Source organism: uncultured Dialister sp. (assembly GCF_900541605.1).
Lineage (GTDB): Bacteria > Bacillota > Negativicutes > Veillonellales > Dialisteraceae > Dialister.
Genome location: NZ_UQKJ01000002.1, coordinates 1 through 24180, shown reverse-complemented (window position 1 = coordinate 24180; position 24180 = coordinate 1). Strand labels below are relative to the sequence as shown.

Annotated in this window: 21 protein-coding genes and 2 other annotated features; of the genes, 2 read left to right on the top strand and 19 right to left on the bottom strand. The window is 53.0% G+C overall.

Translation table 11 applies throughout. The features are described from left to right. Positions 1-408: 408 nt before the first annotated feature. From QZR21_RS00305 to QZR21_RS00280, 6 genes are all read right to left on the bottom strand, one after another. A complete protein-coding gene (locus QZR21_RS00305) occupies positions 409-1236 on the bottom strand; it encodes a MetQ/NlpA family ABC transporter substrate-binding protein (RefSeq protein ID WP_296097376.1) in 828 nt (275 codons plus the stop codon). Positions 1237-1301: 65 nt separating this feature from the next. After that, positions 1302-1541: a binding site (T-box leader), on the bottom strand. Positions 1542-1598: 57 nt separating this feature from the next. Next, entirely contained in the window at positions 1599-1901 is a 303-nt protein-coding gene (locus QZR21_RS00300) for a hypothetical protein (protein WP_296097374.1), read from the bottom strand. A 78-nt stretch (positions 1902-1979) separates the two neighbouring features. After that, the gene (gene mmuM / locus QZR21_RS00295; RefSeq protein ID WP_296097372.1) at positions 1980-2912 is read right to left on the bottom strand and encodes a homocysteine S-methyltransferase; all 933 of its coding nucleotides are present in this window, start codon (positions 2910-2912) and stop codon (positions 1980-1982) included. A gap of 12 nt (positions 2913-2924) precedes the next feature. Then, positions 2925-3701: a basic amino acid ABC transporter substrate-binding protein gene (locus QZR21_RS00290; protein WP_296097371.1), complete on the bottom strand. Its 777-nt coding sequence runs from the start codon at positions 3699-3701 to the stop codon at positions 2925-2927. A gap of 37 nt (positions 3702-3738) precedes the next feature. Further along, entirely contained in the window at positions 3739-4683 is a 945-nt protein-coding gene (gene metA / locus QZR21_RS00285; protein WP_296097369.1) for a homoserine O-succinyltransferase, read from the bottom strand. Positions 4684-4723: 40 nt separating this feature from the next. Continuing rightward, positions 4724-4966: a binding site (T-box leader), on the bottom strand. A 643-nt stretch (positions 4967-5609) separates the two neighbouring features. After that, positions 5610-7421 (bottom strand): ammonium transporter, encoded by a 1812-nt coding sequence (locus tag QZR21_RS00280; protein WP_296097367.1) that lies wholly within the window; start codon positions 7419-7421, stop codon positions 5610-5612. A gap of 332 nt (positions 7422-7753) precedes the next feature. On the opposite strand from QZR21_RS00280, the gene QZR21_RS00275 reads away from it, so the two are divergent. Beyond that, positions 7754-7966: a 4-oxalocrotonate tautomerase family protein gene (locus QZR21_RS00275; protein ID WP_296097365.1), complete on the top strand. Its 213-nt coding sequence runs from the start codon at positions 7754-7756 to the stop codon at positions 7964-7966. Between the two features lie 58 nt (positions 7967-8024). Here the strand turns inward: QZR21_RS00275 and QZR21_RS00270 are convergent, their stop codons facing one another. The 13 genes from QZR21_RS00270 to QZR21_RS00210 form a co-directional block, all read right to left on the bottom strand. Next, entirely contained in the window at positions 8025-8522 is a 498-nt protein-coding gene (locus tag QZR21_RS00270; RefSeq protein WP_296973127.1) for a shikimate kinase, read from the bottom strand. Continuing rightward, positions 8519-9328 carry a shikimate dehydrogenase gene (locus QZR21_RS00265; protein WP_296097361.1) on the bottom strand — a complete coding sequence of 270 codons (810 nt, stop codon included), beginning with the start codon at positions 9326-9328 and terminating at the stop codon, positions 8519-8521. Before QZR21_RS00265 ends, QZR21_RS00270 begins: the two co-directional genes overlap by 4 nt. Before the next feature lie 194 nt (positions 9329-9522). After that, positions 9523-10359 (bottom strand): prephenate dehydratase, encoded by an 837-nt coding sequence (gene pheA / locus QZR21_RS00260; RefSeq protein WP_296097359.1) that lies wholly within the window; start codon positions 10357-10359, stop codon positions 9523-9525. Next, positions 10349-11449: a chorismate synthase gene (gene aroC, locus QZR21_RS00255; protein ID WP_296097357.1), complete on the bottom strand. Its 1101-nt coding sequence runs from the start codon at positions 11447-11449 to the stop codon at positions 10349-10351. Before aroC ends, pheA begins: the two co-directional genes overlap by 11 nt. Before the next feature lie 72 nt (positions 11450-11521). Continuing rightward, positions 11522-12802 carry a 3-phosphoshikimate 1-carboxyvinyltransferase gene (gene aroA, locus QZR21_RS00250; RefSeq protein WP_296097354.1) on the bottom strand — a complete coding sequence of 427 codons (1281 nt, stop codon included), beginning with the start codon at positions 12800-12802 and terminating at the stop codon, positions 11522-11524. Between the two features lie 10 nt (positions 12803-12812). Further along, positions 12813-13880: a 3-dehydroquinate synthase gene (gene aroB / locus QZR21_RS00245; RefSeq protein ID WP_296097353.1), complete on the bottom strand. Its 1068-nt coding sequence runs from the start codon at positions 13878-13880 to the stop codon at positions 12813-12815. After that, positions 13867-14727, bottom strand: coding sequence for a prephenate dehydrogenase (locus tag QZR21_RS00240; RefSeq protein ID WP_296097351.1), 861 nt, complete (start codon positions 14725-14727; stop codon positions 13867-13869). The genes aroB and QZR21_RS00240 overlap by 14 nt, the downstream gene beginning before the upstream one ends. Before the next feature lie 125 nt (positions 14728-14852). Further along, a complete protein-coding gene (aroF, locus tag QZR21_RS00235; protein WP_296097350.1) occupies positions 14853-15869 on the bottom strand; it encodes a 3-deoxy-7-phosphoheptulonate synthase in 1017 nt (338 codons plus the stop codon). Between the two features lie 426 nt (positions 15870-16295). Then, positions 16296-17669 (bottom strand): MATE family efflux transporter, encoded by a 1374-nt coding sequence (locus QZR21_RS00230; protein ID WP_296097348.1) that lies wholly within the window; start codon positions 17667-17669, stop codon positions 16296-16298. A 91-nt stretch (positions 17670-17760) separates the two neighbouring features. Further along, on the bottom strand, positions 17761-18480 hold the full coding sequence (locus QZR21_RS00225) for an SWIM zinc finger family protein (protein WP_296097346.1): 720 nt from the start codon (positions 18478-18480) through the stop codon (positions 17761-17763). After that, on the bottom strand, positions 18467-21097 hold the full coding sequence (locus tag QZR21_RS00220; RefSeq protein WP_296097345.1) for a DEAD/DEAH box helicase: 2631 nt from the start codon (positions 21095-21097) through the stop codon (positions 18467-18469). Before QZR21_RS00220 ends, QZR21_RS00225 begins: the two co-directional genes overlap by 14 nt. 141 nt (positions 21098-21238) lie before the next feature. Beyond that, the gene (locus tag QZR21_RS00215; RefSeq protein WP_296973119.1) at positions 21239-21883 is read right to left on the bottom strand and encodes a trimeric intracellular cation channel family protein; all 645 of its coding nucleotides are present in this window, start codon (positions 21881-21883) and stop codon (positions 21239-21241) included. A 92-nt stretch (positions 21884-21975) separates the two neighbouring features. Next, complete coding sequence (locus tag QZR21_RS00210; protein WP_296097339.1) at positions 21976-22605, bottom strand: site-2 protease family protein; 630 nt, start codon at positions 22603-22605, stop codon at positions 21976-21978. Positions 22606-22814: 209 nt separating this feature from the next. On the opposite strand from QZR21_RS00210, the gene gltS reads away from it, so the two are divergent. Beyond that, positions 22815-24044: a sodium/glutamate symporter gene (gltS, locus tag QZR21_RS00205; RefSeq protein WP_296973115.1), complete on the top strand. Its 1230-nt coding sequence runs from the start codon at positions 22815-22817 to the stop codon at positions 24042-24044. Positions 24045-24180: the final 136 nt, after the last annotated feature.

Below are 24180 nucleotides of genomic sequence, written 5' to 3'. Positions count from 1 at the left end.
CATGAAGGAAGCGATGAAGGTATGGAACCTGTGTATCCGGACAGCGCTGTTTTGCATGCCTCGGATAGAATCATTGGCATCCTCGCCTGTTCGCACATCCCCAGCCACGCAGACGCCGCAGGCGGATCCGTTTCCCAGGCGGCTGGAAGCTCCGCGCCGGTGACTCTACCCATTCCCATGCAAAAGCCAAATAAAAAACTGTGAAAAATGGATTTCCACTTTTCACAGTTTTTTATATTCTGCTTTTAGGGAAGCGCTGATTAATTCGCAGAGTCAGATTTCATAAGGATTTTTATGCACTGCTTCGTCATAGCTCTCCTTAAATAGCTCGCTATTCGCGTCGAGCTATTCCTCGCATTGCATAAAAATCCAAGAATGAAATCTGACAACGATTTAATCAGTGCTTCCTTAGAACGCCGGTACCAGACCGTCGCTGAAGTTATCGTTGATATACTTTCTCACAGAATCGCTCTGGAAGATCTTCACGAATTTCTGGTAAGTGGGGTTGTCCTTGTCCTGTTCCCGGGCTGCAATAATATTCACATAGGGAGATGTATTGTCTTCGGTAGCCAGGGCTTTCTTCGTATCCAGGCCGGCGGACTTCGCATAGCCTGCGTTGATAACGGCAATGGATACGTCATCCAGGGACCGGGGCAGCTGGGCTGCTTCCAATTCGATAATCTGCAGGTTTTTCGGATTTTCTGCGATATCTCCCACCACAGCCTTCGTGGGATCCGTGCCTTCCTTCAGCTTCAGCAGGCCCTGGTGGTCCAGGAGAAGAAGTGCCCGGCCGCCGTTGGATGGATCATTGGGGATAGCCACCTTGGCTCCGTCTGGTACGTCCTTCACATCGGCCACTTTATTGGAGTAAATACGGAGCGGTGCGAGATAGGTATTGCCGATGGAAACGAGCTTTGTACCATTCTTTTCATTGAAAGCGTCCAGGAACGGGCCATGCTGGAAAGAGTTCAGGTCGATGTCTCCTGCGGCCAGGGCCTGGTCCGGAGTCACATAATCGGAGAAGGACTTGATATTGACCTTCAGCCCCTGTTTCTCCGCTTCCTGTGCTACGTATTCCATGACCTTTTCGGAGTATCCCGGAGTGATACCTACGGTGATTTCCTTCTTTTCCGCCGGAGCTTTGGCATCTTTCTTATTGTCGGAGCCGCAACCGGAAATGGCACCCACAACGGCAAGGGCTGCCAGGGACAGAGCTAATGTTTTTTTCAGATTCATAATAATACCTCCTGCAGATACATATAAAATAAAAATATTTCCATAAACAAAAAGTCCCCCATCCCGAAAGGGACGGAGGACCGTGTTACCACCCAATTTTATTTCCACGTCACCGTGAAAACCTTGTAAGGTACGCCGGCATAGCCTTGATACCCTGACTCTGTAACGGGAGTTCCCGGGCCGCTTCATGATTCAGCGCACCAGGCTCAGAGGCCATCTTCCATCAAACCTGCCGCTCTCCTTTTCACCACGCGGAGCTCTCTTTGCCGGCTCATTTCATGTACTCTTCTCTTCACTGCCTTTATGAAGTTGCATCTACTATATCATTGCCTTTACAGCAAGTCAAGAAATTTTTTACTTTTTTACCAGTCGATCCAGGTCAGTGCCTTTTCCAGTTCGTAGAAGGTCTTGCCGTCCCACAGGATGTCTTCCGTGAGATGGTCCAGTACCTCATCAGCGTCCTCCGATTCATAGTAGTAGACCAGTTCCATGAATTCCTCAAAGGGTTCCCTGGAAAAGCGGTACTTTTCCACGCTGATGCTGTAGGTATTCCGACCGGGGTGAAATTTCAGTCCCGAAAAACGGTATACATAGCCCCGGTGCCGGACCGAAGCCTCTCCGTCATTCATATAATCAATAAATTCATCTGCATCGCCGCCCTGCATGGTTTTCCAGCTCCTTCAAAAAATCCAGTTACACTGCCATGATTATACCCAATACAGCCGGTTTTTACAACGAAACCTTCAAAGCTCCAGAAGCTCTTTCCTGTATTCCGCCACTTTACGGATATCCGCAGGCGTAGTACGGCAGCAGCCGCCGATGAGCCGGGCTCCGGCAGCGTACCAGGTACGCACATAGTCCGCATACTCCGCAGAAGCGCCGTTCCATGTCTTACTTCCTGCATCGTAATGTTCCCCGGAATTTGGGTACACCACCACCGGTTTATCCGTATGCTTCCTGATTTCCCGAATCAGGGACTCCACATATTCCGGCGCCGTACAATTCACCCCTATGGCCTTCACCTGGGGAAATTCATCGAGGGCTTCCGCACAATCTCCGATAAGGTCGTCACCACAGGTATGGAATTCATCTTTGCAGGAGAAGGAAATCCAACCGGAGGCACCGGGAATTTCGGACAGCACATCCGCCTCCGCCAGGGCCTCCACCAGGGAAGGAATGGTTTCACAGGCAAAGAGATCCGGCCCCGCTTCCGCCAGTACCTGCATCCGCTCCCTGTGGAAATCTGCCAGCTCCTCTCGAGTCTTTCCATAGTGCCCTTTGTACTCGCTGCCATCTGCCAGATATGCCCCATAAGGACCGATGGACGCAGCCACGAGGGGGGCCGGCCGCTTTTCTTCCGGCGCGGACGAAAGATACTCATCCCGAGCTTCCTGCACCAGTTCCACCGATTTCCGGAGAAGTTTCTTCCCCTCGTCCCTGGTAAACCCCTTCTTTTCAAAGCCCTGTAAAGTGGCCTGGTAGCTGGCGCTGGTAACGATGTCGCTGCCGGCCCGGTAATAAGAAAGATGCACCGCCTTCACCATGTCCGGATTCTTGTAAAGGGCAATGGCGCTCCAAAGGTCATCGTTGATGGAAAAGCCCTGACGTTCCAGTTCTGTAGAGAACGCGCCATCAAGGACGATGAATGGATAGGTTTTGAGGATTTCCGTAATCATATATGCCTCCCGCTACTTCATGATTTCTTCCGGCGGTTCTTTGCCGAACCACTTTTTGTAGATTTTCGCAAATTCACCGTTTTTCTTTATTTTAGCAAGGCCGTCATCCAGTCTGGCAAGGAGATCTTTGTTGCCCTTCCTGACCGCAATGGCCAGGTCCTCCGTAGACAGGGCCACCGGCGCCGTCTTCACGGAGTGGTCTGCCGTTTTGGCTACGTAGTATTCATTGGTGGGAATATCATTCACCACGGCATCTACGGCCCCCTGTTTCAGGTCCAGGAATGCGTCGCTCAGGGTATTGTAAACTTTTACATTGGCTCCGTCGATTTTGCGGGCTGCCTCTTCCCCGGTGGAACCGATGGTAACGCCAAGGGTCTTCCCTTTCAGGTCTTCCTTCGACCGGATCGTAGAATCATCGCCTTTCACCACCACGCCGAGTCCGGCAATATAGTAGGGTTTCGTGAAATCCACGGACTTCTTCCGGTCCTCTGTGACAGTGATATCGTTGATAGCGGTGTCCAGATCTCCGGACTGGAGCGCCGGAATGAGACCATCAAAATTTACATTGTGGATATCCGCCTCCAGGCCTTCTTCCTTTGCAATGGCTTTGATAATGTCCACATCAAAACCTTCATAGGACTTTGTTTCCATGTTCTGGAACCCAAAGGGAGGATAGGCAGCATCCATGCCCACCCGGAGAGTCTTTCCGCCGGAAGAGGAACTCCCGCATCCGGAAAGGCCCAGGGTAAGGCCGAAAAGCAGTACAACAAAGAGTAACAGTTTCTTCATAGAAATCCTCCTTAAAGCATAATGACAGCTGCCCTTTTCACACATGCAGTGGATTGTGCACGTTGAAGGGCATGAGATCATCCAGACTGTAAGGGGTTTCCTGGTATACGAAGTTCAGCCAGTTATGGTAGAAAAGGTGGGCATAGCTGCACCATACAAACCGCGGTTTTTCCTGGGGATCATCGTAGGGATAGTAGTTTTCCGGAAGGCGGATAGGAAGCCCCTTCTCCCGGTCCCTTTTGTATTCCCATTCCAGGGTGCGGAGATCATATTCGAAGTGGCCCAGCACGAAGATGCGGCGGGATTCCTTATCCGTCACGATGTTGATCCCGTTTTCCTCAGACCTCGACAGGACCGTAAGCTCCGGCGTTTCATCCACCTTCCTGTCATCAATGGATGTATGGCGGGACTGGGGAATGAAATAGCGGTCATCAAATCCCCGGAGCAGGGGATGGTAGGCAAGAGTCAGGTTGTACTGGTAAATGCCGAAGAGCTTCTGGGGTAGGATTCGTTTCTGCACCCCATAATCCCGATAAAGTCCGGCCTGGGCAGCCCAGCAGAAGTGAAGGGTAGAAAATACGTGGGTATCGGCCCAGTCGAAATATTTCAGCATTTCCGGCCAGTAATCCACCTGTTCGTAGGGCATTTTTTCCACCGGCGCCCCGGTAATGATAAAACCATCGTACCGTTTGTCTTTGATATCATCAAAGGTCAGGTAATTTTCATCAAGGTACGATTTATCGGTGTGGGTAGTCTCCCGGGATGCAATGCGGGCGAAATCCACATCCAGCTGCAGCGGCGTATCTCCCAGAAGCCGGAGCAGCTGCACCTCCGTAGGCTTTTTGATAGGCATAAGATTCAGGATGAGGATTTTCAGGGGACGGATATCCTGGGTCCGTGCCCTTTTTTCACCAATAGTGACAATTCCCTCTTTTTTCAGTTCAGAAATGGCTTCAATACCGTCAGCAATTTTAATAGGCAAAGTAAAACCTCCCGATTTGTAATAAAAAAATCCCGTCCCACCAAGGGACGAGATACTCGTGTTACCACCCAATTTCGTTTCCATGTCGCCATGAAAACCTTATAAGGTACGCCGGCCTGCGCCTTGATACCCTGTCTCTGTAACGGGAGAAACCCGGACTGCTTCACCATTCGGCAGTGCAAGCTCAGAGGCCATCTTCCGCAGGCTTTCCTGTACTCCTTTTCACCGACCGGAGCTCTCTTTGTCATTCTTTCCTGCGTACTCTTCTCTTCCCAGCTTCTTTGAAATTAAAGCTATTTTAAACTGAAATCCCCTAAAAGTCAATAGGGAAACATTTTATTTTTTCTATCTGTGCATTCCATCCTGTGAAATTGTGAAATACGCTGGCGTATATACATTATCCTGTCCTCCATTCCCATGAAATGAGCTGACTATTCTTATATTTACCTTTATCTTTCTACTGGAAATGGACATCCCTTCATTTCAATTTTTATCTGTTTTCTCTATTTTTCTCAGATTTTCACCATCATTACTTCCTTTTACCGTTCTTTGACAGACTCTTTTCCCCGTTTTTTCAAAAGGCCCTGCTTCCTGTGAAAGCAGAATTCACAGGAACTCCGTCTGTGGATAAGTGAGATATCCCTGTACCATGGGATATTCGGCACTCAATTCCAAAGTTTTCCCCAGCCCACTTTTCAATTATTCACAGTTATTCACAGATTTTTGTGTATATCTCGAGAGGACACCTGTCATTTTTTCCATGGTTTCTGAATTCCCGATTCTCAGTATCCATTTATCCACAAGCTGTGAATAACCATGTGAAAAAGTCCATTTGCGCTGCAGGTGCTATTGAAGTATACACTTATAAAATAAAAAAAGACCGGGAAAATGATTTCTCACTTTCCCGGCCCATAAAATGGAGGCCTTTATTTATCTTCGATAGGATAATCCTGGAGAGCATCATACCCTTCTTCTCCGGTGCGGATCTTGACAGCGTTGTCCACGGTGGTGACAAAGACTTTACCATCGCCGTACTTGCCGGTGTAGAGGGCTTTCTTTGCCACTTCAATGACGGTTCTCGGGGAAATCTTGGATACCACAATGTCCACCCGCACCTTCGGCAGCAGTTTCGCAGAAACCGCGGCGCCGCGGTACATCTGGGTCTGTCCTTTTTCGAGGCCGAATCCCAGGGCCTTGGTAACGGTCATGCCGGTGATACCGATGGCTTCCATGGCAGCCTTCAGGATTTCAAAGCGCTTGTCGGAGGTAATAATGGTGACGCACCAGAGCCGGTGTCCGTCGGCAGGCACTTCCTTCGGTGCCACAGTTTCCGGTACTTCCTTATCCATCGGAACTTCCACCGCATTGGCAGGGGCCTTGCCGGCTTCGATTTTTTCTTCCGTCGTTTCCGGAACCATCATGAAGTCTGCATAGGCGGAAGCCAGGCCGTGTTCTTCGAAGTCCAGACCGTTGATTTCTTCTTCCCGGCTCACCCGGAGGCCGATGGTGGCACGGATGATGCGGAATACGATATTAATGGCAATAAATACGTAAATAGCAACAACTACGACACCCAGGATCTGGATGAAGAGGAAATGGGGATTTCCAGTATAGAGGAGGCCGCTTTCTTCAGAGAAGAAGCCGGTGAGGATGGTGCCCAGGGCACCGCATCCGCCGTGGGCCGCAATGGCGCCGACGGGATCATCAATTTTCAGTTTCTGGTCTACAAATTCGACAGCATACACAATGAATACGCCTGCAATGAGGCCGATCCAGAAGGAACCCGGTACCGTCACCGCATCGCAGCCGGCGGTGATGGCTACGAGTCCTGCCAGGCCGCCGTTCAGGGTCATGGACACATCAGGTTTGCCGTATTTCACCCAGGTCACCGCCATGGTGGTGCAGGCAGCAACTGCTGCCGCCAGGTTCGTGGTAATCATAATGTGGCCGGCAGATTCGATGACCTTATCGCCGGTCATGGAGACCGTGGATCCGCCGTTGAAACCGAACCAGCCCATCCAGAGAATGAACATGCCCAGGCAGGCCAGGGTGATGCTGTGGCCGGGGATAGCGTTTACGGTGCCGTCCTTATTGTACTTGCCGATTCTGGGTCCCAGGAGCCAGGCACCGACGAAGGCGCAGACGCCGCCGACGAGGTGGACACAGGTGGAACCGGCGAAATCGTGAAAGCCCAGCTGGGAAAGCCAGCCGCCGCCCCAGATCCAGTGGCCGGAAATGGGATAAACCAGGAGGGAAATGATGATGGAGTAAATGCAGTAAGCGGAGAACTTCGTCCGTTCTGCCATGGCACCGGATACGATGGTGGCGGAGGTAGCACAGAACACGGTCTGGAAGAAAAGGTAGGCCAGTGTGGTGTACCCCGCATCATCGGGTACCTGGAAATGGGTGACGAAAAGATCCGGCGTACCAATGATGCCGCCGATATCGGTGCCAAACATGAGGCCAAAGCCCAGGAACCAGAACACCACGGTGCCAAGGGCAAAGTCCATGAAGTTCTTCATGACAATGTTGCCCGCATTCTTCGCACGGGTGAGCCCCGTTTCCACCATGGCGAATCCCGGCTGCATAAAGTACACCAGGATGGCCCCCAAAAGGACCCAGATCGTGTCCACCGACGAATACCGGCCTTCCGGCTCCGCAGCCAGAGCCACCGACGGCAGGGCCACTGCCGCCAGGAGCAGGGGCCACTTGCCTTTCAGCACTTCCATTTTTTTCATACCAATCCTCTCCTTTTACTTTGGGAAAAAGAAAAGTCTGACCGGAATAGCGGCTTTTCCAAAGACAAAGAGCCCGGGATATCCCGGGCTCCATTGTCCAAAAGAAAAAGCCTGACATGAACCATTCATGATCAGACATCTTTGCCAAAGTATGTAATTGTTCCCCGAAGGGTAAATGATTATGAAAAAATCATACACCCACCGACTCATTCCGTCAAGGGGTAATGGGAATTATTTCTGTTTGATGCAGATGGCTGCCCGCTCTTCCTTTTTCCCTATTGTTTTGCTACAATCAGGAAAACCCCGGATTTTTTAAAGCAAGGAGGTCCATCATGCCTTATGTCAACATCAAAATCACGAAAGAAGGAAATGTGACTCCGGAGCAGAAAGCAAAGCTCATCAGCGGCGTCACAAATCTTCTGGCCGACGTGCTCCACAAGAACCCCGCCACCACGGTGGTGGTCATCGATGAGGTACCCCTGGAAAACTGGGGGCTCGGCGGCGACCCGATTCTTCTGGCCCGGGAAAAGAGAAAGGGCCGGTAAAAAAGAAAGGCCGAATCCCCATGCCCGGCAGGGGACGGTTATAAGACAACCGTCCGTATTACCCCTGCTCCTTCAGGGCTTCCACCAGGTTTTCCAGCACCTCTTCTTCCCTGCCCCGGTTGGCAACGGTGATATCCGCAGCTTCCCGATAAAGAGCTATCCTCTCTTTATACAGCGCAAAGACCCGATCGGGCCCCTCCCTCAGGAGGGGCCTTTTTTCGACTTCCACATCCGTTACAATATCCTCCGGAAGGCGGTCCAGGAAAATAATGAGCCCTCCTTCATGAAGCCGGTCCACATTGGCTTTTCTTTTTATCACACCGCCTCCGGTGGCGATAACAATCCCCTCCATCCGGGATAAGTCCCGGATGGTCCTTTCCTCCGCATCCCGGAAAGCCTTTTCACTTTCCGCGAAAAAGCTTTGAATAGTCTGGCCTTCCTTCTTTTCCAGATAATCATCGGCGTCCACAAAGGGGCAGCAGAGGACTCTGGCAAGTCCTTTGCCGAAGGTGGTTTTCCCGGATCCCGGCATGCCGATGAGCGCTATATTCTTCATATTTCCATTTCCTCCGCAATTTCTTCCGCCAGGGCCGGGGAAATATCCCGGTCCATCCAGATTTCTTCTGCCGCCATGGCCTGCATGACCAGCATGTACATACCGTTGGATTTGTCTTTGGCTGCCGCATCGTGGAGCAGTCTGGTTTCCTTCGGATTGTAAATAATATCCACCACCTTTGGGAAAGAAACGGCCTCTGCAGCCGATACGGGAGATACGCCGGTCTTCGGGTACATGCCCACAGGAGTCGCATTTACCAGGAGATACCGGTCCTTCATGGAAGGAAGGCTGTCGTAACCTTCGATATCCACATGCCGGGCTTTGGCGAAGGAAAGGAAATCGGGATCCACCTTCTCCGGATGCCGGCTGATGACATGGATGGCAGAAGCCTTTTCATCGAAGAGGCATTGGATGATGGCCCGGGACGCACCGCCATGGCCCAGTACCACGGCTTCCCTACCGGAGACCTGGCAGCCGATGCGGGCAAGGGTTCTCTGAAAACCGGTATAGTCCGTATTGTATCCCACGAGACGGCCGCCTTTATGGGCAATGGTATTCACGGCGCCGATGGTCTTCGCCTCTTCTGACAGCTCATCCAGGAAAGGAATGACCGCCACCTTATAGGGAATGGTCACATTGAGGCCATCATAGTCCGACAGGATGCGGGGCAGGTCCTTTTGGAACCGGTCCTTTGGAATTTCTATAAGTTCATAGGAAGAGGAAATGTCCAGTTTTTCAAATAATATACGGTGAATTTCCGGGGACAGGCTGTGTCCCAGGACTTCCCCCAGAAGACCCAGTTTCATAATGACTCCTTTCTGCTGAACGCGCTTTGGATAGAGTCACCGGTGCGGGAGCTTCCAGCTGGCAGGAAGGCTGATTCGCCTGCGGCGCGTTTCAAATGCTGCTGCCAATGGCTGCCTCTGCCGCAGGCTGTTGATGTTTCCTGACAGCCAGAGGCTCCCATACCAATGCCTCTATCCGCCACCGTACTACCTTACTACCTTTTACAGGACGGATAGTTGCCGAGGATTTTAAAATAGGTGCACATGGATTCGAGGCCCTTCAAGGTCTGGGCGTTCGCCGGATCTTCCAGCCGGCCCATGACATCAATGTGGAAGAAATACTCAAAAGGCCGTCCTTCCATGGGGCGGGACTCCAGATGGGTCATATTCATTCCGCCGTAGAAGAAGTAACCCAGCACATGGTACAGGGCCCCCGGTTCATGGCGCACAGAAATGACGAGGGTAATCTTATCGGCTTCCGGTTTGATCTCCATTTTCGGCCCGATAATAAAAAATCGGGTATAGTTGCTGCTGTTGAAGAAAATATTTTCTGCCAGCACCGACAGGCCATAGAGCCTTGCCGCTGTGCGGCTCGCCACGGCGGCCTGGTTCTTTTTCCCGTCCTGGGCCACCTTTTCCGCGCTTCGGGACGTAGAAAAATAGGGCTTTAATGTCCAGTTCCGGTGCTTGTTAAAAAATGGACGGCACTGGGCAAATCCCTGGGGATGGGAAAAGACCGTATCAATATCCTCCAGCTTCGCGCCGGGAAGGCCCAAAAGATTATGTTCGATTTTCACCATCTGCTCCCCCACCACGGCACAGCCGTAGCGCTGGATGAGGTCATAAACTTCGGTAATGCCGCCGGTGGAGGAATTCTCAATGGGCATGACGCCGTAGTCGATATCCCCCTCCTGCACCGCCTTCACCACATCTTCGAAGAGGGGAAAATAGAATTCCTCCCGTTTTCTGTCACCAAACTGCTTCTCCATGGCCTCGTAGGTATAGGAGCCCTTAGCACCGTAGCAGCCGACCCGAATCACTCTATCTGACATAGGAATTCCTCCTGTCCGTAAGAAGCAGGTCCAGAATCACCAGAGCCGCCGCATTTTCAATAACCGGGATAGCCCGGGGAATAATGCAGGGATCGTGGCGGCCGCCAATGGAAAGATCCGTATCCTCTTTTTTGGAAATGTCAATGGTCCGCTGCCGCCGTCCGATGGACGCCGTTGGCTTTACAGCCAGCCGGAAAAGCACGGGGCTGCCGCTGGAAATACCGCCCAGCACGCCGCCGTTATGGTTGGTGAGGGCCACCGGCCTCCCCTGTTCATAATGGAGGCTGTCATTGGCTTCCGCCCCGAAAAGGGAAGCAAAGCCGAAGCCCTCCCCGAATTCGATGGCCTTCACCGCGGGCACGGAAAACATCATATGAGCCATCTCACTTTCCAGGGAATCGAAGAAGGGATCCCCCAGCCCCACGGGAAGGCCGGTCACTATGCACTCCACGATGCCTCCCACTGAGTCCCCTGCCTTTTGGGCAGAGAGAATAATATCTTCCATGGCCTTTCTTTTTTCCTCTTCGATTACCGGGAGTTTCATGGTATCCAGGTAGCTGTAGAGGTCCTCATCTTCTCCTAAGGGGTCAAAGGCACGGTCCCGGATGCCATGGATTTCCAGGGCATGGGCACCGATGATGATATTGTCCTTTTCCAATACCTGCCTTGCCAGGGCGCCGGAAAAGGTGAGGGGCGCCGTAATACGGCCGGAAAAATGGCCGCCGCCCCGGTAGTCATTGAATCCGCCATACTTCACATGCCCCGTATAATCCGCATGGCCCGGGCGCATGTGATCCTTGAGGATATCATAATCTTTGGAATGCTGGTTTGTATTCCGGATTTCCATGGCCAGGGGCGTACCGGTGGTATGGCCGTTAAAATAACCCGAAAGGATTTCAAAACTGTCCTTCTCCTTCCGGGGGGTGGCCAGGTTTGAGTTTCCCGGCGCCCGGCGGGCCATTTCCCACCGCACCTGTTCCCAGTCAAAGGAAAGGCCGGGAGGGAGGCCGTCAATGACAGCACCGATGGCGGTGCCATGGGATTCGCCAAAAATAGTAACCTGTACCGTTTTTCCAAATGTATTGCTCATAAGATACTCCTCATGGTGAATGTCAGGGAAATAAACAGGGGCCGTAAAAAGGCTGCAGCTCTGCGGCTTCCTCTATCCGCCAGCTGCACTGATGTTTCCTCCCAGCTTCCGGAAATCATCCCAGAACCGGGGGTACGATTTTCTGACGCTTTCCGCTCCCTCAATGGTGAGAGGACCTGTAAGCTTCGGCGTAATGGAGGCCAGGGCCATGGCAATGCGATGGTCATTCCAGGAAGACACGGTACCGCCGGAAAGGGATGGTCTTCCATGAATCACCAGTCCCTCCGGTTTTTCGGTGATACGGGCTCCCAATTTTGCCAGTTCCACAGCCATGGCATGGAGGCGGTCGCATTCCTTCAGCCGCACCCTGCCGGCATGGATGATTTCCGTAGTGCCTTCGCTCACCGCTGCCATGGCTGCAAAGGCAGGCACCAGGTCCGGCACGTTTTCCGCATCCATGGTAATGCCGTGGAGGCGGCCCGTTTCCGCCGTCAGTCCCTTCGGTCCCTTTTCTATAAATCCTCCCATCTCCCGGTACAGGGAGACAATGGCCTTATCCCCCTGGAGAGATGTATCGGACAGGCCGGCGAGGGTAATATGGCCTCCGGAAAGAGCAGCGGTAAGCCAGAAAGCAGCCTGGGAATAGTCTCCCTCCACCGCAAAACTGCCCGTTTTATAGGACTGGCCACCGGGAATCTCATAACTTCCTTCTCCCCGGGTGTGAATGGTAATACCATGGCGGGCCAGGGTGTCCACAGTCATATCTACATAACTTTTGGATTCCAGAGGCGTAGTACTGGCCAGAAGGGAGTCCCCATCCGCCAGAGGCAGGGCAAAGAGGAGTCCCGTAAAGAACTGGGAGCTCACATTTCCCGGCAGTTCGTAGTGCCCTCCCGGGAGCTTTCCTTCCACTTTCAGAGGGAGCCCGCCTTCCGTGGTATAGGAAATCCCTTTTTCTTCAAAAATCCGGTAATAGGGGGTAAGGGGCCTCTCCGAAAGACGGCCGTGGCCCGTGAAAACAACCGGATTCCCGGAAATGAGGGCCAGGGGGATAAGGAACCGGAGTGTAGAGCCCGACTCACCCGCATCGGCGGTAAGAAGGCCCGTCTGCTTTCGAAGTCCCCCTTCGATATGAAGCGTGATGCCCTCCGGGCTTTCCAACTTTTTCATGGATGCCCCCAGAAGGGTGAGTATACGACAGGTGGCTTCGATATCCTGGGACCAGGAAATCCCGGTAACTTCAGTCTGTCCTTTGGCCAGGGCAGCAGCAATGATTTCCCGATGGGTCATGCTCTTGGAAGAGGGCACCCGCAGGGATCCTGAGAGGGGGCCCGGTGTGATGGTGATATTCATGGATTTTTCCTCAGCCGGTCACAATATATTTCGGAAGTTCCGATGTATCGATGGTAAGAAGTTCCGCTTCCCCGATGCGGCGCAGTACCACCAGGGTGATCTTCTTTCCCCGCCGCTTTTTATCATGCATAATCTGGGGAATGAGTTCCTCCGCCGGAACGGCAATGGATGTAGGGAGAGATAGTTTATGGAGTACCCGGATAATGCGGCTGGCAGTGCCTTTTTCCGTGATTCCCATCTTCTCCGTCTGTTCCGTCATGAGGCACATGCCTATAGCCACTCCTTCGCCATGGGTAAAGGTGGAGTAGTGGAAATACCGTTCCACCGCATGGCCTATGGTGTGTCCGAAGTTCAGAACCTGCCGTTTTCCCGTATCAAATTCATCTTCCTCCACCACCTTTGTTTTCTGGAGTACGCTGTGGAGGATGATTTCTTCTATATGCCTGTCCAGGTCTTCTTCTGTTTCCAGGGATTCAAAGATTTCAAAAAGCTCCCGGTCCCCGATGCATCCGTACTTCACCGCTTCCGCCAGGCCGTCATGGATATAGCGGGGCGGCAGGGTCTTCAGGAGATCCGGATCGATAAAGACACCCTTCGGCTGGTAAAAGGCACCGGCCAGGTTTTTACCGCCTGGCAGGTCCACGGCCACCTTGCCTCCCACGGAACTGTCAATCTGGGCCAGGATGGTAGTGGGAATCTGGAAAAAAGGAATCCCCCTCATATAAGTAGCTGCTGCAAAGCCGCCCAGGTCCCCCGGTACGCCGCCGGACAGGGTAACGATAGCATCGCTCCGGGACATGTCAAATTCCGAGAGCCCATCGTACACATCAGAAAGGACCTGAAGGTTCTTGCTCGTTTCCCCCGCCGGAATGGCAATAACCCGCACATCAAAGCCCGCCTTCGTAAGGACCGTACGAATCGTATTCCCATAGAGAGGCTCTACGTGATCATCAGTGATGACTGCGATTTTTTCTGCCTTCGTAAGGGCCCGGATTTTCTCGCCCACCCTATGGATAAGACCCCTTTCAATTTCAATGGTATACGAATCTTTTCCCAAATCCACATTAATGGCTGCCATGATCTATCATTTCCCTTCTTCTTCTGCCGGCTTCCTTCAAAAATTTTCGGATATCTTCCTCGCTGCCTGCGGCAATGGCTTCCCTCGCCCTGTCCAGGGCCTCACGGAACCGGTCAATTTCTTCCACCAGTTTTTCCCTGTTCGACAGGAACAGGGATGTCCAGAGGTCTTCATTAATATCGGCTACCCGCGTCTCATCCCGGAAAGAGCCGCCAATGAAATACTTCGTTTCCTCTGAATAGGACCGGCTGTTCATGAGAGATGTGGCTACCACATGGGGAAGATCGCTGGTATAGGCAATGGCCCGATCATGTCCCTCCGCCGTCACTACCGGTACGTGGGCACATCCCATCTCCAGGGCCAGCTTTCTCACCAGCTCCAGATGCTCCTTCCGGTTCCAGGGCTCCGGAATGAGGATATAATTGGATCCCTCAAAAATCCGGCCATCGGCCTGGGAAAGTCCTGCTCCTTCCCGGCCGCACATGGGATGGCCGGAAATAAAATCCACATCCTTTGGGAGTATGGCCCTGAGTTCTTTGGCAAACCCGTTTTTGACTCCCGCAATATCTGTGAGCACCGCCCCTTTTTGAAGGAGAGACAGGTGCTCTTTGATAAAGGCCAGTGTTCCCTTTTCAGGAGTACAGAAAATGACAATTTCCGCCTTTTTCAGATCTCCCGGGTCAATAGTATCTACGATTCCCATGGAGAGGGCCTCTCTGGCCACACTTTCCGTCCGGTTGATGCCAATCACCGGGTGCCCCAGTTCTTTGAGCCGTTTGGCAAAGGAGCCCCCCATGAGGCCCAGTCCGATGACGGCCACGGGAATCCTGCTAAAGTCACTGTTCATAATGATATCCTTTTCTATGATATGCAAAGGGGCAGGAATCATTTCCTGCCCCGCCCATGGTAAAGAAACAGGCAGGGCTCCCGGCTTTGGGGGAATTCCCCCAGAGCCGGGACAGCCCGGAAACCTCAGAGTTCCCGTCCCACAATGGGTGCCAGCTGTTTCAGCCGTCCCATGAGGTCCCCAAAGGTTTCCGGCGTAATGGATTCTGCACCATCACACCATGCATGTTCCGGATCATTATGAACTTCACACATAATACCATCTGCCCCGGCCGCAATGGCAGCCATGGCCATGGCCGGCACCATTTCCCGATGCCCCGTTGCATGGCTGGGATCTACAATGATGGGAAGATGGCTCTTTTCTTTCACCACTTCCACCGCCGACAGGTCCAGCGTATTTCTGGTGGCCTTTTCAAAAGTACGGATTCCCCGTTCGCAGAGAATCACATTATGGTTCCCTTCCGACATGATGTACTCTGCGCTCATGAGCCATTCCTCGATGGTAGCAGACATGCCCCGCTTCAGGAGCACCGGTACATTAAGCCGTCCCACCGCTTTCAAAAGGTCAAAATTCTGCATATTCCGGGCACCAATCTGGATGATATCCACACCTTTTTCCAGGAACATGCCGATCTTGTCAGCGCTCATAAGCTCCGTCACCACGGGCATATGATTCTGCCGGGCTGCGGAAATCAGCATATCCAGTCCCTTTTCCCCAAGACCCTGGAAAGAGTACGGCGAAGTTCTCGGTTTGAATGCGCCGCCCCGAAGCACCGCAGCCCCCGAAGCCTTTACGGCCTTCGCAATGCCACCGATCTGTTCCGGCGTTTCAATGGAACAGGGACCTGCCATGACCACCAGCTTCTTGCCGCCGATCTTCACGCCCCCCGCTTCCACGACTGTGTCCGCCGGATGAAATGCACGGCTGGCCCGCTTGTAAGGTTCCTGTACCCGCATCACCTTTTCCACCCAGGGATTAGAAAGGAAATCCCTTTCGTCCAAAGCCGATGTATCACCGACAAGGCCCAGGACCACCTTGCTGGATCCCCGGCTCCGGTCCACCTGGAATCCCTTTTCGTGAAGTTCTGCCTCCAGCGTTTCAATAGCGGTGAGCGGTGCATTCTGTTTCATTACAATAATCATAATTTCCTCCTCTGCCCCTTCGGGCTTCTCCAATCCTTCCGGAAATCTTCATTTCCGCGGTCTTCTAACTTCCATTCTCCTATACTCCCGAGAAAATAACGCCGTTATTTTCTAAAAAAAGAAGGACAGGCTCCCATGAGTCTGTCCTTCTTGACGGAAATCCTTTTATCTGGAAAGGGCACGGGACTCATGACGGGATGCATGGCAAAAATAGCCGAAGCCATAATAATAGCCCCAGCCCATAAAGCCGTAATCCCGATTCATGAAATGCTGTGCCATCGTGCCCTCCCCTTTCGTTAGAAGTTAGCTTAGTATAGGCTCACCGCCCCGATTTTGTCAAGGGAAGAAGTGGAAATTCCCATAAAGATCCGGAATTGGATGAAGAGTCGAGGTTTTGCAGCTTCGCCGCCAGCGGGCAGGGCCTTCTCACTTCAGAGAGCGCCCTGCCTTTCCGGATGGGTCCGCCGTTCCCCGGATTTTCTTCCATTCCCACCAGAGCAGGATAAGGAGCCCCGCCGCCGTGATGGCCCAGGAAAGGGGATACACCGCCATGAGCACAGGGAACGTGGATATCCGGGTAAAAACCGTGGCCACATAGAGAACCCGGGAACCGCAGATGCCGGTAACCACGATGACCGCAGGGGCAAAAGAAATGCCAAATCCTCGGAGAAACCCGGAAATCATTTCAATCATGAGATTTAAAGGCTCCGCCAGGAGAATGTACCGGATACGGATAATACCATACGAAACGACCGATTCATCGGTCGTAAAGAGATGCATCAGGGGGCGCCCGAAATAAATGATGAGCCCGCCCAGAAGGATGGTAAATGCCAGGTTCTGGAACGTGGTAATCCTGGCCACCCGGAAGCAGCGGTCCCTCTTTCCGGCACCGTAATTCTGGCCCACGAAGGTGGTACAGGCCTGGCCGAAGGCATTCACAAAGATATAAGCCAGGATTTCCAGGTTGAACGCTGCCGCCGACGCTGCCATAACATCGGAGCCCAGGCTATTGATTGCGGCCTGGATAACAATATTAGACAGAGAAAAGACGGCGCCCTGCATGCCTGCCGGCACGCCGATGCGGAGGATTTCCGCCAGCAGGGACCCGTCAATTTTCATGAGGCCCGGACTGATGCGCACTGCCATTTTCGTGTGGGACAGAAGGCACAGGAGAAGGCCCGATGACAGAAGGGTAGCGCAGGCCGTAGAAATAGCCACGGCTGCCACGCCAAAGTGGAAAAACACCACCAGGCTGAAGCTAACGATGACCTTCAGGATGCCAGCAATACCAAGGCATACCATAGGCGTCCGGGTATCTCCCTGGCTTCGGAATATGGCAGATGAGAAATTGTACAGCAGCACCCCCGGCAAAGCTAGGAAAATAATACGCAGATACAGGAGAGAAAGGGGCATGAGTTCTTCCGGCACCATAAGAAGGCCCAGTATGGGCTCGGCCAGGATTTCCCCCACCACCAGCATGGACAGGCCCGCCAGCAGGGCAAAGAAAAGGGACGTATGGACGGCGGCGGTAATCTTTTCCCGTTTTCCCGCCCCCGTGAGCCGGGCAATCACCACATTGGCCCCCAGGGAGATGCCGATAAAGAAAGTAATGATAAACGCCACCAGGGGCACACTGCTCCCTACGGCTGCCATGGCTTCCTTTCCCACAAACTGTCCCATAATGACCGCATCGATGGCATTGAAAAGCTGCTGCATCATGCCCGTGGCAGCCAGAAACAGGGCAAACTTCATGGTTTTGCCTGCTATGGGCCCATGGGTCATATCCACGGAGCCTTTCATAAAAATCACCTTCCGTTATAGTACCTGCATGAAAACAATGGTGGAAGCCCTGTGCCGGCGCCTTTCTGTCAGCCCGGAGATCTCCTCCCTATCACTTCAGATGGAAGAGATTCTCCACCTCTTTATCATCAATAATCCGGTCATTCTTCACATCTCCATGGGACAGCATGGACTCCACCCGGCTGTCCAGTGTTTTTTTGACAAGCCGCTCCACATCTATGCCCCGGAAAATAAAGAAATAAAATGGATTTTCATCGAGTCTCACACCAATACCATACATGGCAGCAGCCACGTGCTTGCACATGTGGGCACTGTCCGGGCATGTACAGTAAAACTCAATTTCTCCGGGCGTGGGAAACAGGGTCCCCCTTTCCGTAAGCAGCGATTCCAGGGATTTTGGAAAATGGCCGGCAATCAGTTCTTCCATGCTGTCAAGTTCCCGACTGCAGAGGCGGGAAATTTTTTCCATCCGCTCCCGGGGAAGGGGATCCACCAGGATAGTCACTTTATAGGGCCGCCATTCACTTCCCTGCACCAGGGCCTCCGCTTTTCCTTCCCTGATGGAAAGGTCTATAACGGCACCATTCCTGACGTAGGACCGGCCCCGGGGCAGGCGGTTTGTGTAGTCCAGATAAGTTTCCATGTTCCGGCACCAGGCCTTTCCCCACCAGCTCCTGCAAATGGTGCGGCTGGTGACGGTCACCGGGGTAAGGTGTCCCCCGGACCGCTCTGCATCGGCCAGGGACCGTTGTGCTTTCGCTTTGAGTTCCTCCACACTCATGGAGGGATACATGTCCTTATACCAGGCCATGGGAATCATCCCCCTCTCCCCCATCCAGTTTCAGGAGGTCCAGCAGCTCTTTGTCCGAGAGTTCTGTAATCCAGGACACCCCACTATCTATGATCTCCTCGGCCAGTTGTTTTTTGTCTTCCATCATATCGTTGATTTTCTCTTCAATGGTCCCCTGGGAAACGAATTTATAGACCATCACATGCTGCTTCTGTCCGATGCGGTAAGCCCGGTCAGTGGCCTGGTTTTCCACGGCCGGATTCCACCAGCGGTCAAAATGAATCACCGTTCCTGCCTTTGTCAGGTTCAGTCCCGTACCGGCGGCTTTCAGGGAAAGCACCATGAAGGGAATGTACTTTTCACCGTTGAACTCATCCACCAGTTCCATCCGCTTTTTCACCGGCGTCCCACCGTGGATGGAAAGTCCCGGCATGCCAAAGACGGATGCAAGAAAATCACAAAGGGGCCCCACCATTTCCCGATACTGGGTGAATACAAGGACCGGCTCCCTCTTCTCATAGAGGGCCTCGCAGATTTCCCGAAGCCTGATGAACTTCCCGCTGTCCTCCGGCCTGAACCGGGAGGATCCCAGAAATTCATCAGGATGGTTGCAGATCTGCTTCAGTTTGGAAATAGCCGTGAGCACGAGGCCCTTACGCTGTATGCCATCGGACTTTGTCTCTCTGAGGGACTGGGCCAGGAGATCCAGCTCCTTTCCATAAAGGGCAGCCTGCCGGGCAGAAAGGGGGACATACTCCACGATTTCTGTCTTCTCCGGCAGATCATTGATAATGGATTTGTCCGTCTTCAGGCGGCGGAGAATGAAGGGCGCTATCATTCTCTTCAGCGGTTCATAGCCGGACTCCCGATTCGCCAGTTCCCGCACAAAGCCGGTGAAATGGAGGCGGCTGCCAAGAAGGCCGGGATTCAGGAAATCGAAGAGGGACCACAGGTTGGACAGGCTGTTCTCCACGGGGGTGCCTGTCATGGCCAGACGTATGCGTGCCGAAATGGCCTTCACCGCCCTGGCCTGCCTGGTACCGGGATTTTTGATAGCCTGGGCTTCATCGAGGATTTCCATATCCCAGGTCCCCCTCTTCAATCCCTCCAACCGGAGAGCCATGCCATAGGTGGTGATGGTGAGAAATGTGGAAGGCTGGGAAGCCATCTCTTCCATGGCCGCTTTCTTCTGTCCATGAAGAAGGGTAAAAGGCAGGGACGGTGCAAATTTCCGGATTTCTCTTTCCCAGTTTCCAAGAAGCGATGCCGGTACCACCAGGAGCGCCCGGGCTGCCGGATGTTTCTCCCGCACCTTTTCCAGATACGCCAGCACTTCTATGGTTTTACCAAGACCCATATCATCGGCCAGACACATGCCAAAGCCCATGGATGCCAGTGTATAAAGCCAGCGGAATCCCACATTCTGGTAGGGACGGAGAGAAGCTTTCAGTGTTTTCGGCACCGCCACAGCCCGGATAGAAGCGGGGTCCTTCATGGTATGAAGAATTCTCTTCATCCAGGCCCCCGGCAGGTAGGTCAATTCCCCATTTTCCGAGGATGCGGACAGTTTCAGGGCCTCCCGGAAAGACACCTTATCGCCGCCCTTTTCCATGAACTTCAGGAGTTTCGTAAGCCTGTCATGGTCTACTTCAATCCATTTGCCCTTCAGGAAGGCCAGGCCCTCTGATTGGGCGAGGAGTTCCCGGATTTCCTTTTTTGTAAGTTTTACACCGTCCACGGTAAGCTCAGGCCGCAGGGACAGGATGGCATCGAGTCCCAGGCCCTCCGGCTTTCCGGCGCCCATGGAAATAGTAACAGATGGACGGTGCCTTCCGTTTTTCCACCAGTTCGGGATACGGCAGTAGATGCCCTTCTCCTCCAGCGCCGGTACAGACTTCAGAAAATCATAGGCCTCATCTGCCGTGACGCCAAAGGGATGAAGCATGGTTCCGTCTTCCACAAATTTTCCCAAAGGCGGCAGCACGGAAGCCGCTTTGTCCAGCGACGAAAAAAGGTGAAGCAGTTTGCTCCTGTCCCCTTTATATTCCTTCAGTGCGTAGCTCAGCGGCATCTGCCGTGCTTTCCCATTTTCGTCAAACGTAGCATAGGTAGCAAGGAAAGCAAAGGGATAGGCTCCATTCTTTGTATCCTCCACCAGGTGAAAATAGATACGATCCGGTATCTTCGCATCCTTCCGCCGACTTTTGAGATAGTCCTCCGGACTTTGGCCGGACCCATCAAAATCCCTGTGAAATGCCCGGTTCAATTCGTCTACGCTCTGCTGTATCCATGATTCGTCCACCCATTCCACGCCAGGTCCATAGGGCAGAGCCTGCAGAATCCTTTCCACATCCTCCTCCGGAATAGATACGTCCATCTTCCCCTTCAGGAAGGGAAACAAAGGAGACGTCAGGAGTACATTCACAAAAGCAGATGCCAGGCGGTGAAGGAACAGGAAGGACGGACTGCCGGCAGAAATATTCTCGAATCCCAGAAAATATAAAGTTTCCCACCGATCTTCATCAAACTGCTTTTTCCATTTCCGATCCTCCGGGGAAAGCTCTGCCTTCCCCGCTTCATCGGTGGAAAATCCGTGGGCCGTAAATATAAAGGATAACTGTCTTCTGGCTGTTGTCATAATTGGAACTCCTGATGAAAAAATATCCGGGCTCCTGGCTTTGAAGGACGTATGCCGGGCCCTATAGCGGCTTCGCCGGGGATATGCGCCGCGGCGCCAGACCATTCCGGCGCTTCCTATCACCATTCCCGATTCATGATCTTACCTTCTCATTCTCCTGTGGGGATGGTACAGTTGCCAGCCGAAGTGGATGGCGGCCACCCGAAGAAAGAGGACGAAGGAGAAGGCAATCCAGGAGACCAGGGACAGGGACATCCGGCCATGGAGAATGCACATGAGGAGGCCGCCGGCTACGGAGGCAATGGCATACACATCCATATAGAGGACCACCGGCATCCGGCGGGCCATCATGTCCCGGATGATACCGCCTCCCACAGCCGTAATGAGTCCCAGCATGGCAGGAAGTACGTAATGGTAGGCGGGCCAGGTATAAAAAGCAGTGAGCACACCGGTCACCGTAAAGGCAGCAAGGCCAATGGTGTCGGAAATATGGTACAGGAAAGAAATCAGGATTTTCCCTCTTTTGGGGATACGGAAAAAGGGATATAAAAAGCTCACCACCAGGGCGGTCCCGATGGATACGAGAAGGCTGTCCGGATGGGTGAGGGCTGTAGGCGGCGTGATGCCGCAGAGCACATCCCGGATCATGCCACCGCCTACGCCGGTCATGACGGCCAGCACCGTAATGCCGAATATGTCCATCCGGCGGTACAGGCCTACCCCGGCGCCGGAAAAAGCAAAAGCCACGGTGCCAAGAATTTCAAAAATCAGCCAGGTGATGGACATGGGTATCGCCTCTTAAGGGAAGAATGACTGCGTTGAAATGCGTTTCCTGTGTATCCATGCGGTATATCGCTAAGGGAAGCACTGTGGTACCCTCAAAATACCAGATACACCAGCCCGGTGCAGAGGGAGATGAAACCGTTGGCCAGGGGGTTGATGATCCGGTTGATGAATCCGCTGAAGACCACCACCATGAGCAGGATGAATCCGTACCGGGCATTGAAATTCTCATATTTAAAGGAGAGTTCTCCCGGCAGGAACATGGACAGAATCTTGGAACCATCCAGCGGCGGTACGGGAATGAGATTGAAAAAAGCAAACCATACGTTGTACAGCATGATCCAGTTCAGAAAACGGCTGCTTTCCACAGACAGCATGCCGAGACGGTAAAGAATGGCGGAGAGAAGGATGGAAAGGAACCCGAGAAACAGATTCATGCCGGGGCCTGCAAAGGAGACCTTCAGTACCCCTGATTTGTAGTCGTCGTAATACCTTGGATTGATCATGACCGGCTTGGCCCAGCCGAAGCCGCAGAGTACGAGAAGGATGGTGCCCAGTACATCCAGGTGGGCCAGGGGATTCACCGTGAGCCGGCCCATGGCCCGGGGCGTGGGGTCACCCAGGGCATCTGATACCGCGGCATGGGCGTATTCGTGGAAGGAAAGAGCAATGAGAAGGGCCGGCACCCGATACAGCAGGGTACCTATATCCAGAAGGTCAAACATACCATACTCCTTATACCGTTAATAAAGGAAACGTCTTCACTATCATTTATTATACATGGTTTGCGGAATCTCTCATAGGGAAAAGCCCACTTCTTCAGGTTCATTTGCATGAGTGCAAGTAATTGTTTCTTGATTCTTCTATGCCATTCCCTTATACTTGATATTATATGAATTTTCTCCTTCGGGAGAAAGAAATGGGAGCTAACAGCATGGACATCAATCTCAATATGTACCAGACACTGGCAGCCGCGGTGGCTGTCTTTTTTCTGGGCGGTTTTCTGAAAACAAAAATCAAATTCCTCCGGAAATACTGCATTCCGGCGCCGGTCATCGGCGGTACGATTTTTTCCATCATCAACTGCATTCTGTACACTAAAGGCCTGTGGACCTACAGCCAGGATACGGTGATGCAGAACTGGTGCATGATGCTCTTCTTCACCAGTATCGGCTACATGGCCAGTGTGAAACTCATCAAAAAGGGCGGCATCCTTGTCATCAAAATGGCGGTGCTCGTGGGTATTCTCATCATCATCCAGAACTGCATCGGCATTTCCCTTTCCCATGTATTCCATGAGAACCCCCTCATGGGCCTGGCGGACGGTTCCATCCCCCTGGTCGGCGGCCACGGCACCTCCGGCTCCTTCGGTCCGGTGCTGGAAAAGCTGGGACTTCCGGATGCCACCACCATCGCCTTTGCAGCGGCCACCTTCGGCCTGGTGGCAGGCTCCTTCATCGGCGGTCCTATCGGGGAGCTGCTGATCCGCCATTTCCACCTGTTCTCTACGGAAACCGATGAATCCTCTTCCACCCTGGACGGCGGAAAGATAAATAAGCATCCGGAGACAGAGGACGATGAAGATGCGGCAGCGAACTACCTGAACATGGATAATTTCATGTACGCCTTCGGCCAGCTTCTCCTGGCCATGGGCCTTGGCACCTACGTGAGCCAGTTCTTCGTGGACATCGGCCTCGTATTCCCGGGGTACATCGGCGCCATGATTGTGGCGGCGGTCATCCGGAATGTAGCGGAGGGAACAAAGCTTTTCGGCATTTACCAGAAGGAAAGCGAAGTTCTTGGGGGTATGTGCCTCAATATCTTCCTTTCCTGCGCCCTCATGAGCCTGAAGCTCTGGCAGCTGGCAGACCTGGCGGTGCCCCTCATCGTCACCCTTCTCATTCAGACTGTAGTAATGGCCCTCTTTGCGTATTTCGTCATTTTCCGTGTCATGGGCAGAAACTACGAAGCCGCTGTCATGGCTTCCGGCACCTGTGGATTCGGTATGGGTGCCACGCCAAACGCCATCGCCAACATGAATGCCATGTGTGAACGGTTCGGCCCGGCCCACACGGCCTACTTCGTCATCCCCCTCATCGGCGCCTTCGTGGTGGACTTCCTGAATGCCTCCATACTGATGGTCTTCATGAACCTGCTGAAGTAAGAAGCGGTTCGGGATGGTTACGGATAGAGCTGCTTGGATGGGGGGCTGCCCCACTCGAGTGTTTCTACCCATCAGCACGTAAAAGAGAAACCCACCAGCTTAGCTGGTGGTTCTTCTTTTGCGGCCCAAAGGGCCT

Excerpts from the sequence above, each read along its gene's own strand:
- QZR21_RS00305 (WP_296097376.1), bottom strand. The coding sequence starts at position 1,236 with ATGAATCTGAAAAAAACATTAGCTCTGTCCCTGGCAGCCCTTGCCGTT.
- QZR21_RS00300 (WP_296097374.1), bottom strand. The coding sequence starts at position 1,901 with ATGCAGGGCGGCGATGCAGATGAATTTATTGATTATATGAATGACGGA.
- mmuM (WP_296097372.1), bottom strand. The coding sequence starts at position 2,912 with ATGATTACGGAAATCCTCAAAACCTATCCATTCATCGTCCTTGATGGC.
- QZR21_RS00290 (WP_296097371.1), bottom strand. The coding sequence starts at position 3,701 with ATGAAGAAACTGTTACTCTTTGTTGTACTGCTTTTCGGCCTTACCCTG.
- QZR21_RS00280 (WP_296097367.1), bottom strand. The coding sequence starts at position 7,421 with ATGAAAAAAATGGAAGTGCTGAAAGGCAAGTGGCCCCTGCTCCTGGCG.
- QZR21_RS00275 (WP_296097365.1), top strand. The coding sequence starts at position 7,754 with ATGCCTTATGTCAACATCAAAATCACGAAAGAAGGAAATGTGACTCCG.
- QZR21_RS00270 (WP_296973127.1), bottom strand. The coding sequence starts at position 8,522 with ATGAAGAATATAGCGCTCATCGGCATGCCGGGATCCGGGAAAACCACC.
- QZR21_RS00265 (WP_296097361.1), bottom strand. The coding sequence starts at position 9,328 with ATGAAACTGGGTCTTCTGGGGGAAGTCCTGGGACACAGCCTGTCCCCG.
- pheA (WP_296097359.1), bottom strand. The coding sequence starts at position 10,359 with ATGTCAGATAGAGTGATTCGGGTCGGCTGCTACGGTGCTAAGGGCTCC.
- aroC (WP_296097357.1), bottom strand. The coding sequence starts at position 11,449 with ATGAGCAATACATTTGGAAAAACGGTACAGGTTACTATTTTTGGCGAA.
- aroA (WP_296097354.1), bottom strand. The coding sequence starts at position 12,802 with ATGAATATCACCATCACACCGGGCCCCCTCTCAGGATCCCTGCGGGTG.
- aroB (WP_296097353.1), bottom strand. The coding sequence starts at position 13,880 with ATGGCAGCCATTAATGTGGATTTGGGAAAAGATTCGTATACCATTGAA.
- QZR21_RS00240 (WP_296097351.1), bottom strand. The coding sequence starts at position 14,727 with ATGAACAGTGACTTTAGCAGGATTCCCGTGGCCGTCATCGGACTGGGC.
- aroF (WP_296097350.1), bottom strand. The coding sequence starts at position 15,869 with ATGATTATTGTAATGAAACAGAATGCACCGCTCACCGCTATTGAAACG.
- QZR21_RS00230 (WP_296097348.1), bottom strand. The coding sequence starts at position 17,669 with ATGAAAGGCTCCGTGGATATGACCCATGGGCCCATAGCAGGCAAAACC.
- QZR21_RS00225 (WP_296097346.1), bottom strand. The coding sequence starts at position 18,480 with ATGGCCTGGTATAAGGACATGTATCCCTCCATGAGTGTGGAGGAACTC.
- QZR21_RS00220 (WP_296097345.1), bottom strand. The coding sequence starts at position 21,097 with ATGACAACAGCCAGAAGACAGTTATCCTTTATATTTACGGCCCACGGA.
- QZR21_RS00215 (WP_296973119.1), bottom strand. The coding sequence starts at position 21,883 with ATGTCCATCACCTGGCTGATTTTTGAAATTCTTGGCACCGTGGCTTTT.
- QZR21_RS00210 (WP_296097339.1), bottom strand. The coding sequence starts at position 22,605 with ATGTTTGACCTTCTGGATATAGGTACCCTGCTGTATCGGGTGCCGGCC.
- gltS (WP_296973115.1), top strand. The coding sequence starts at position 22,815 with ATGGACATCAATCTCAATATGTACCAGACACTGGCAGCCGCGGTGGCT.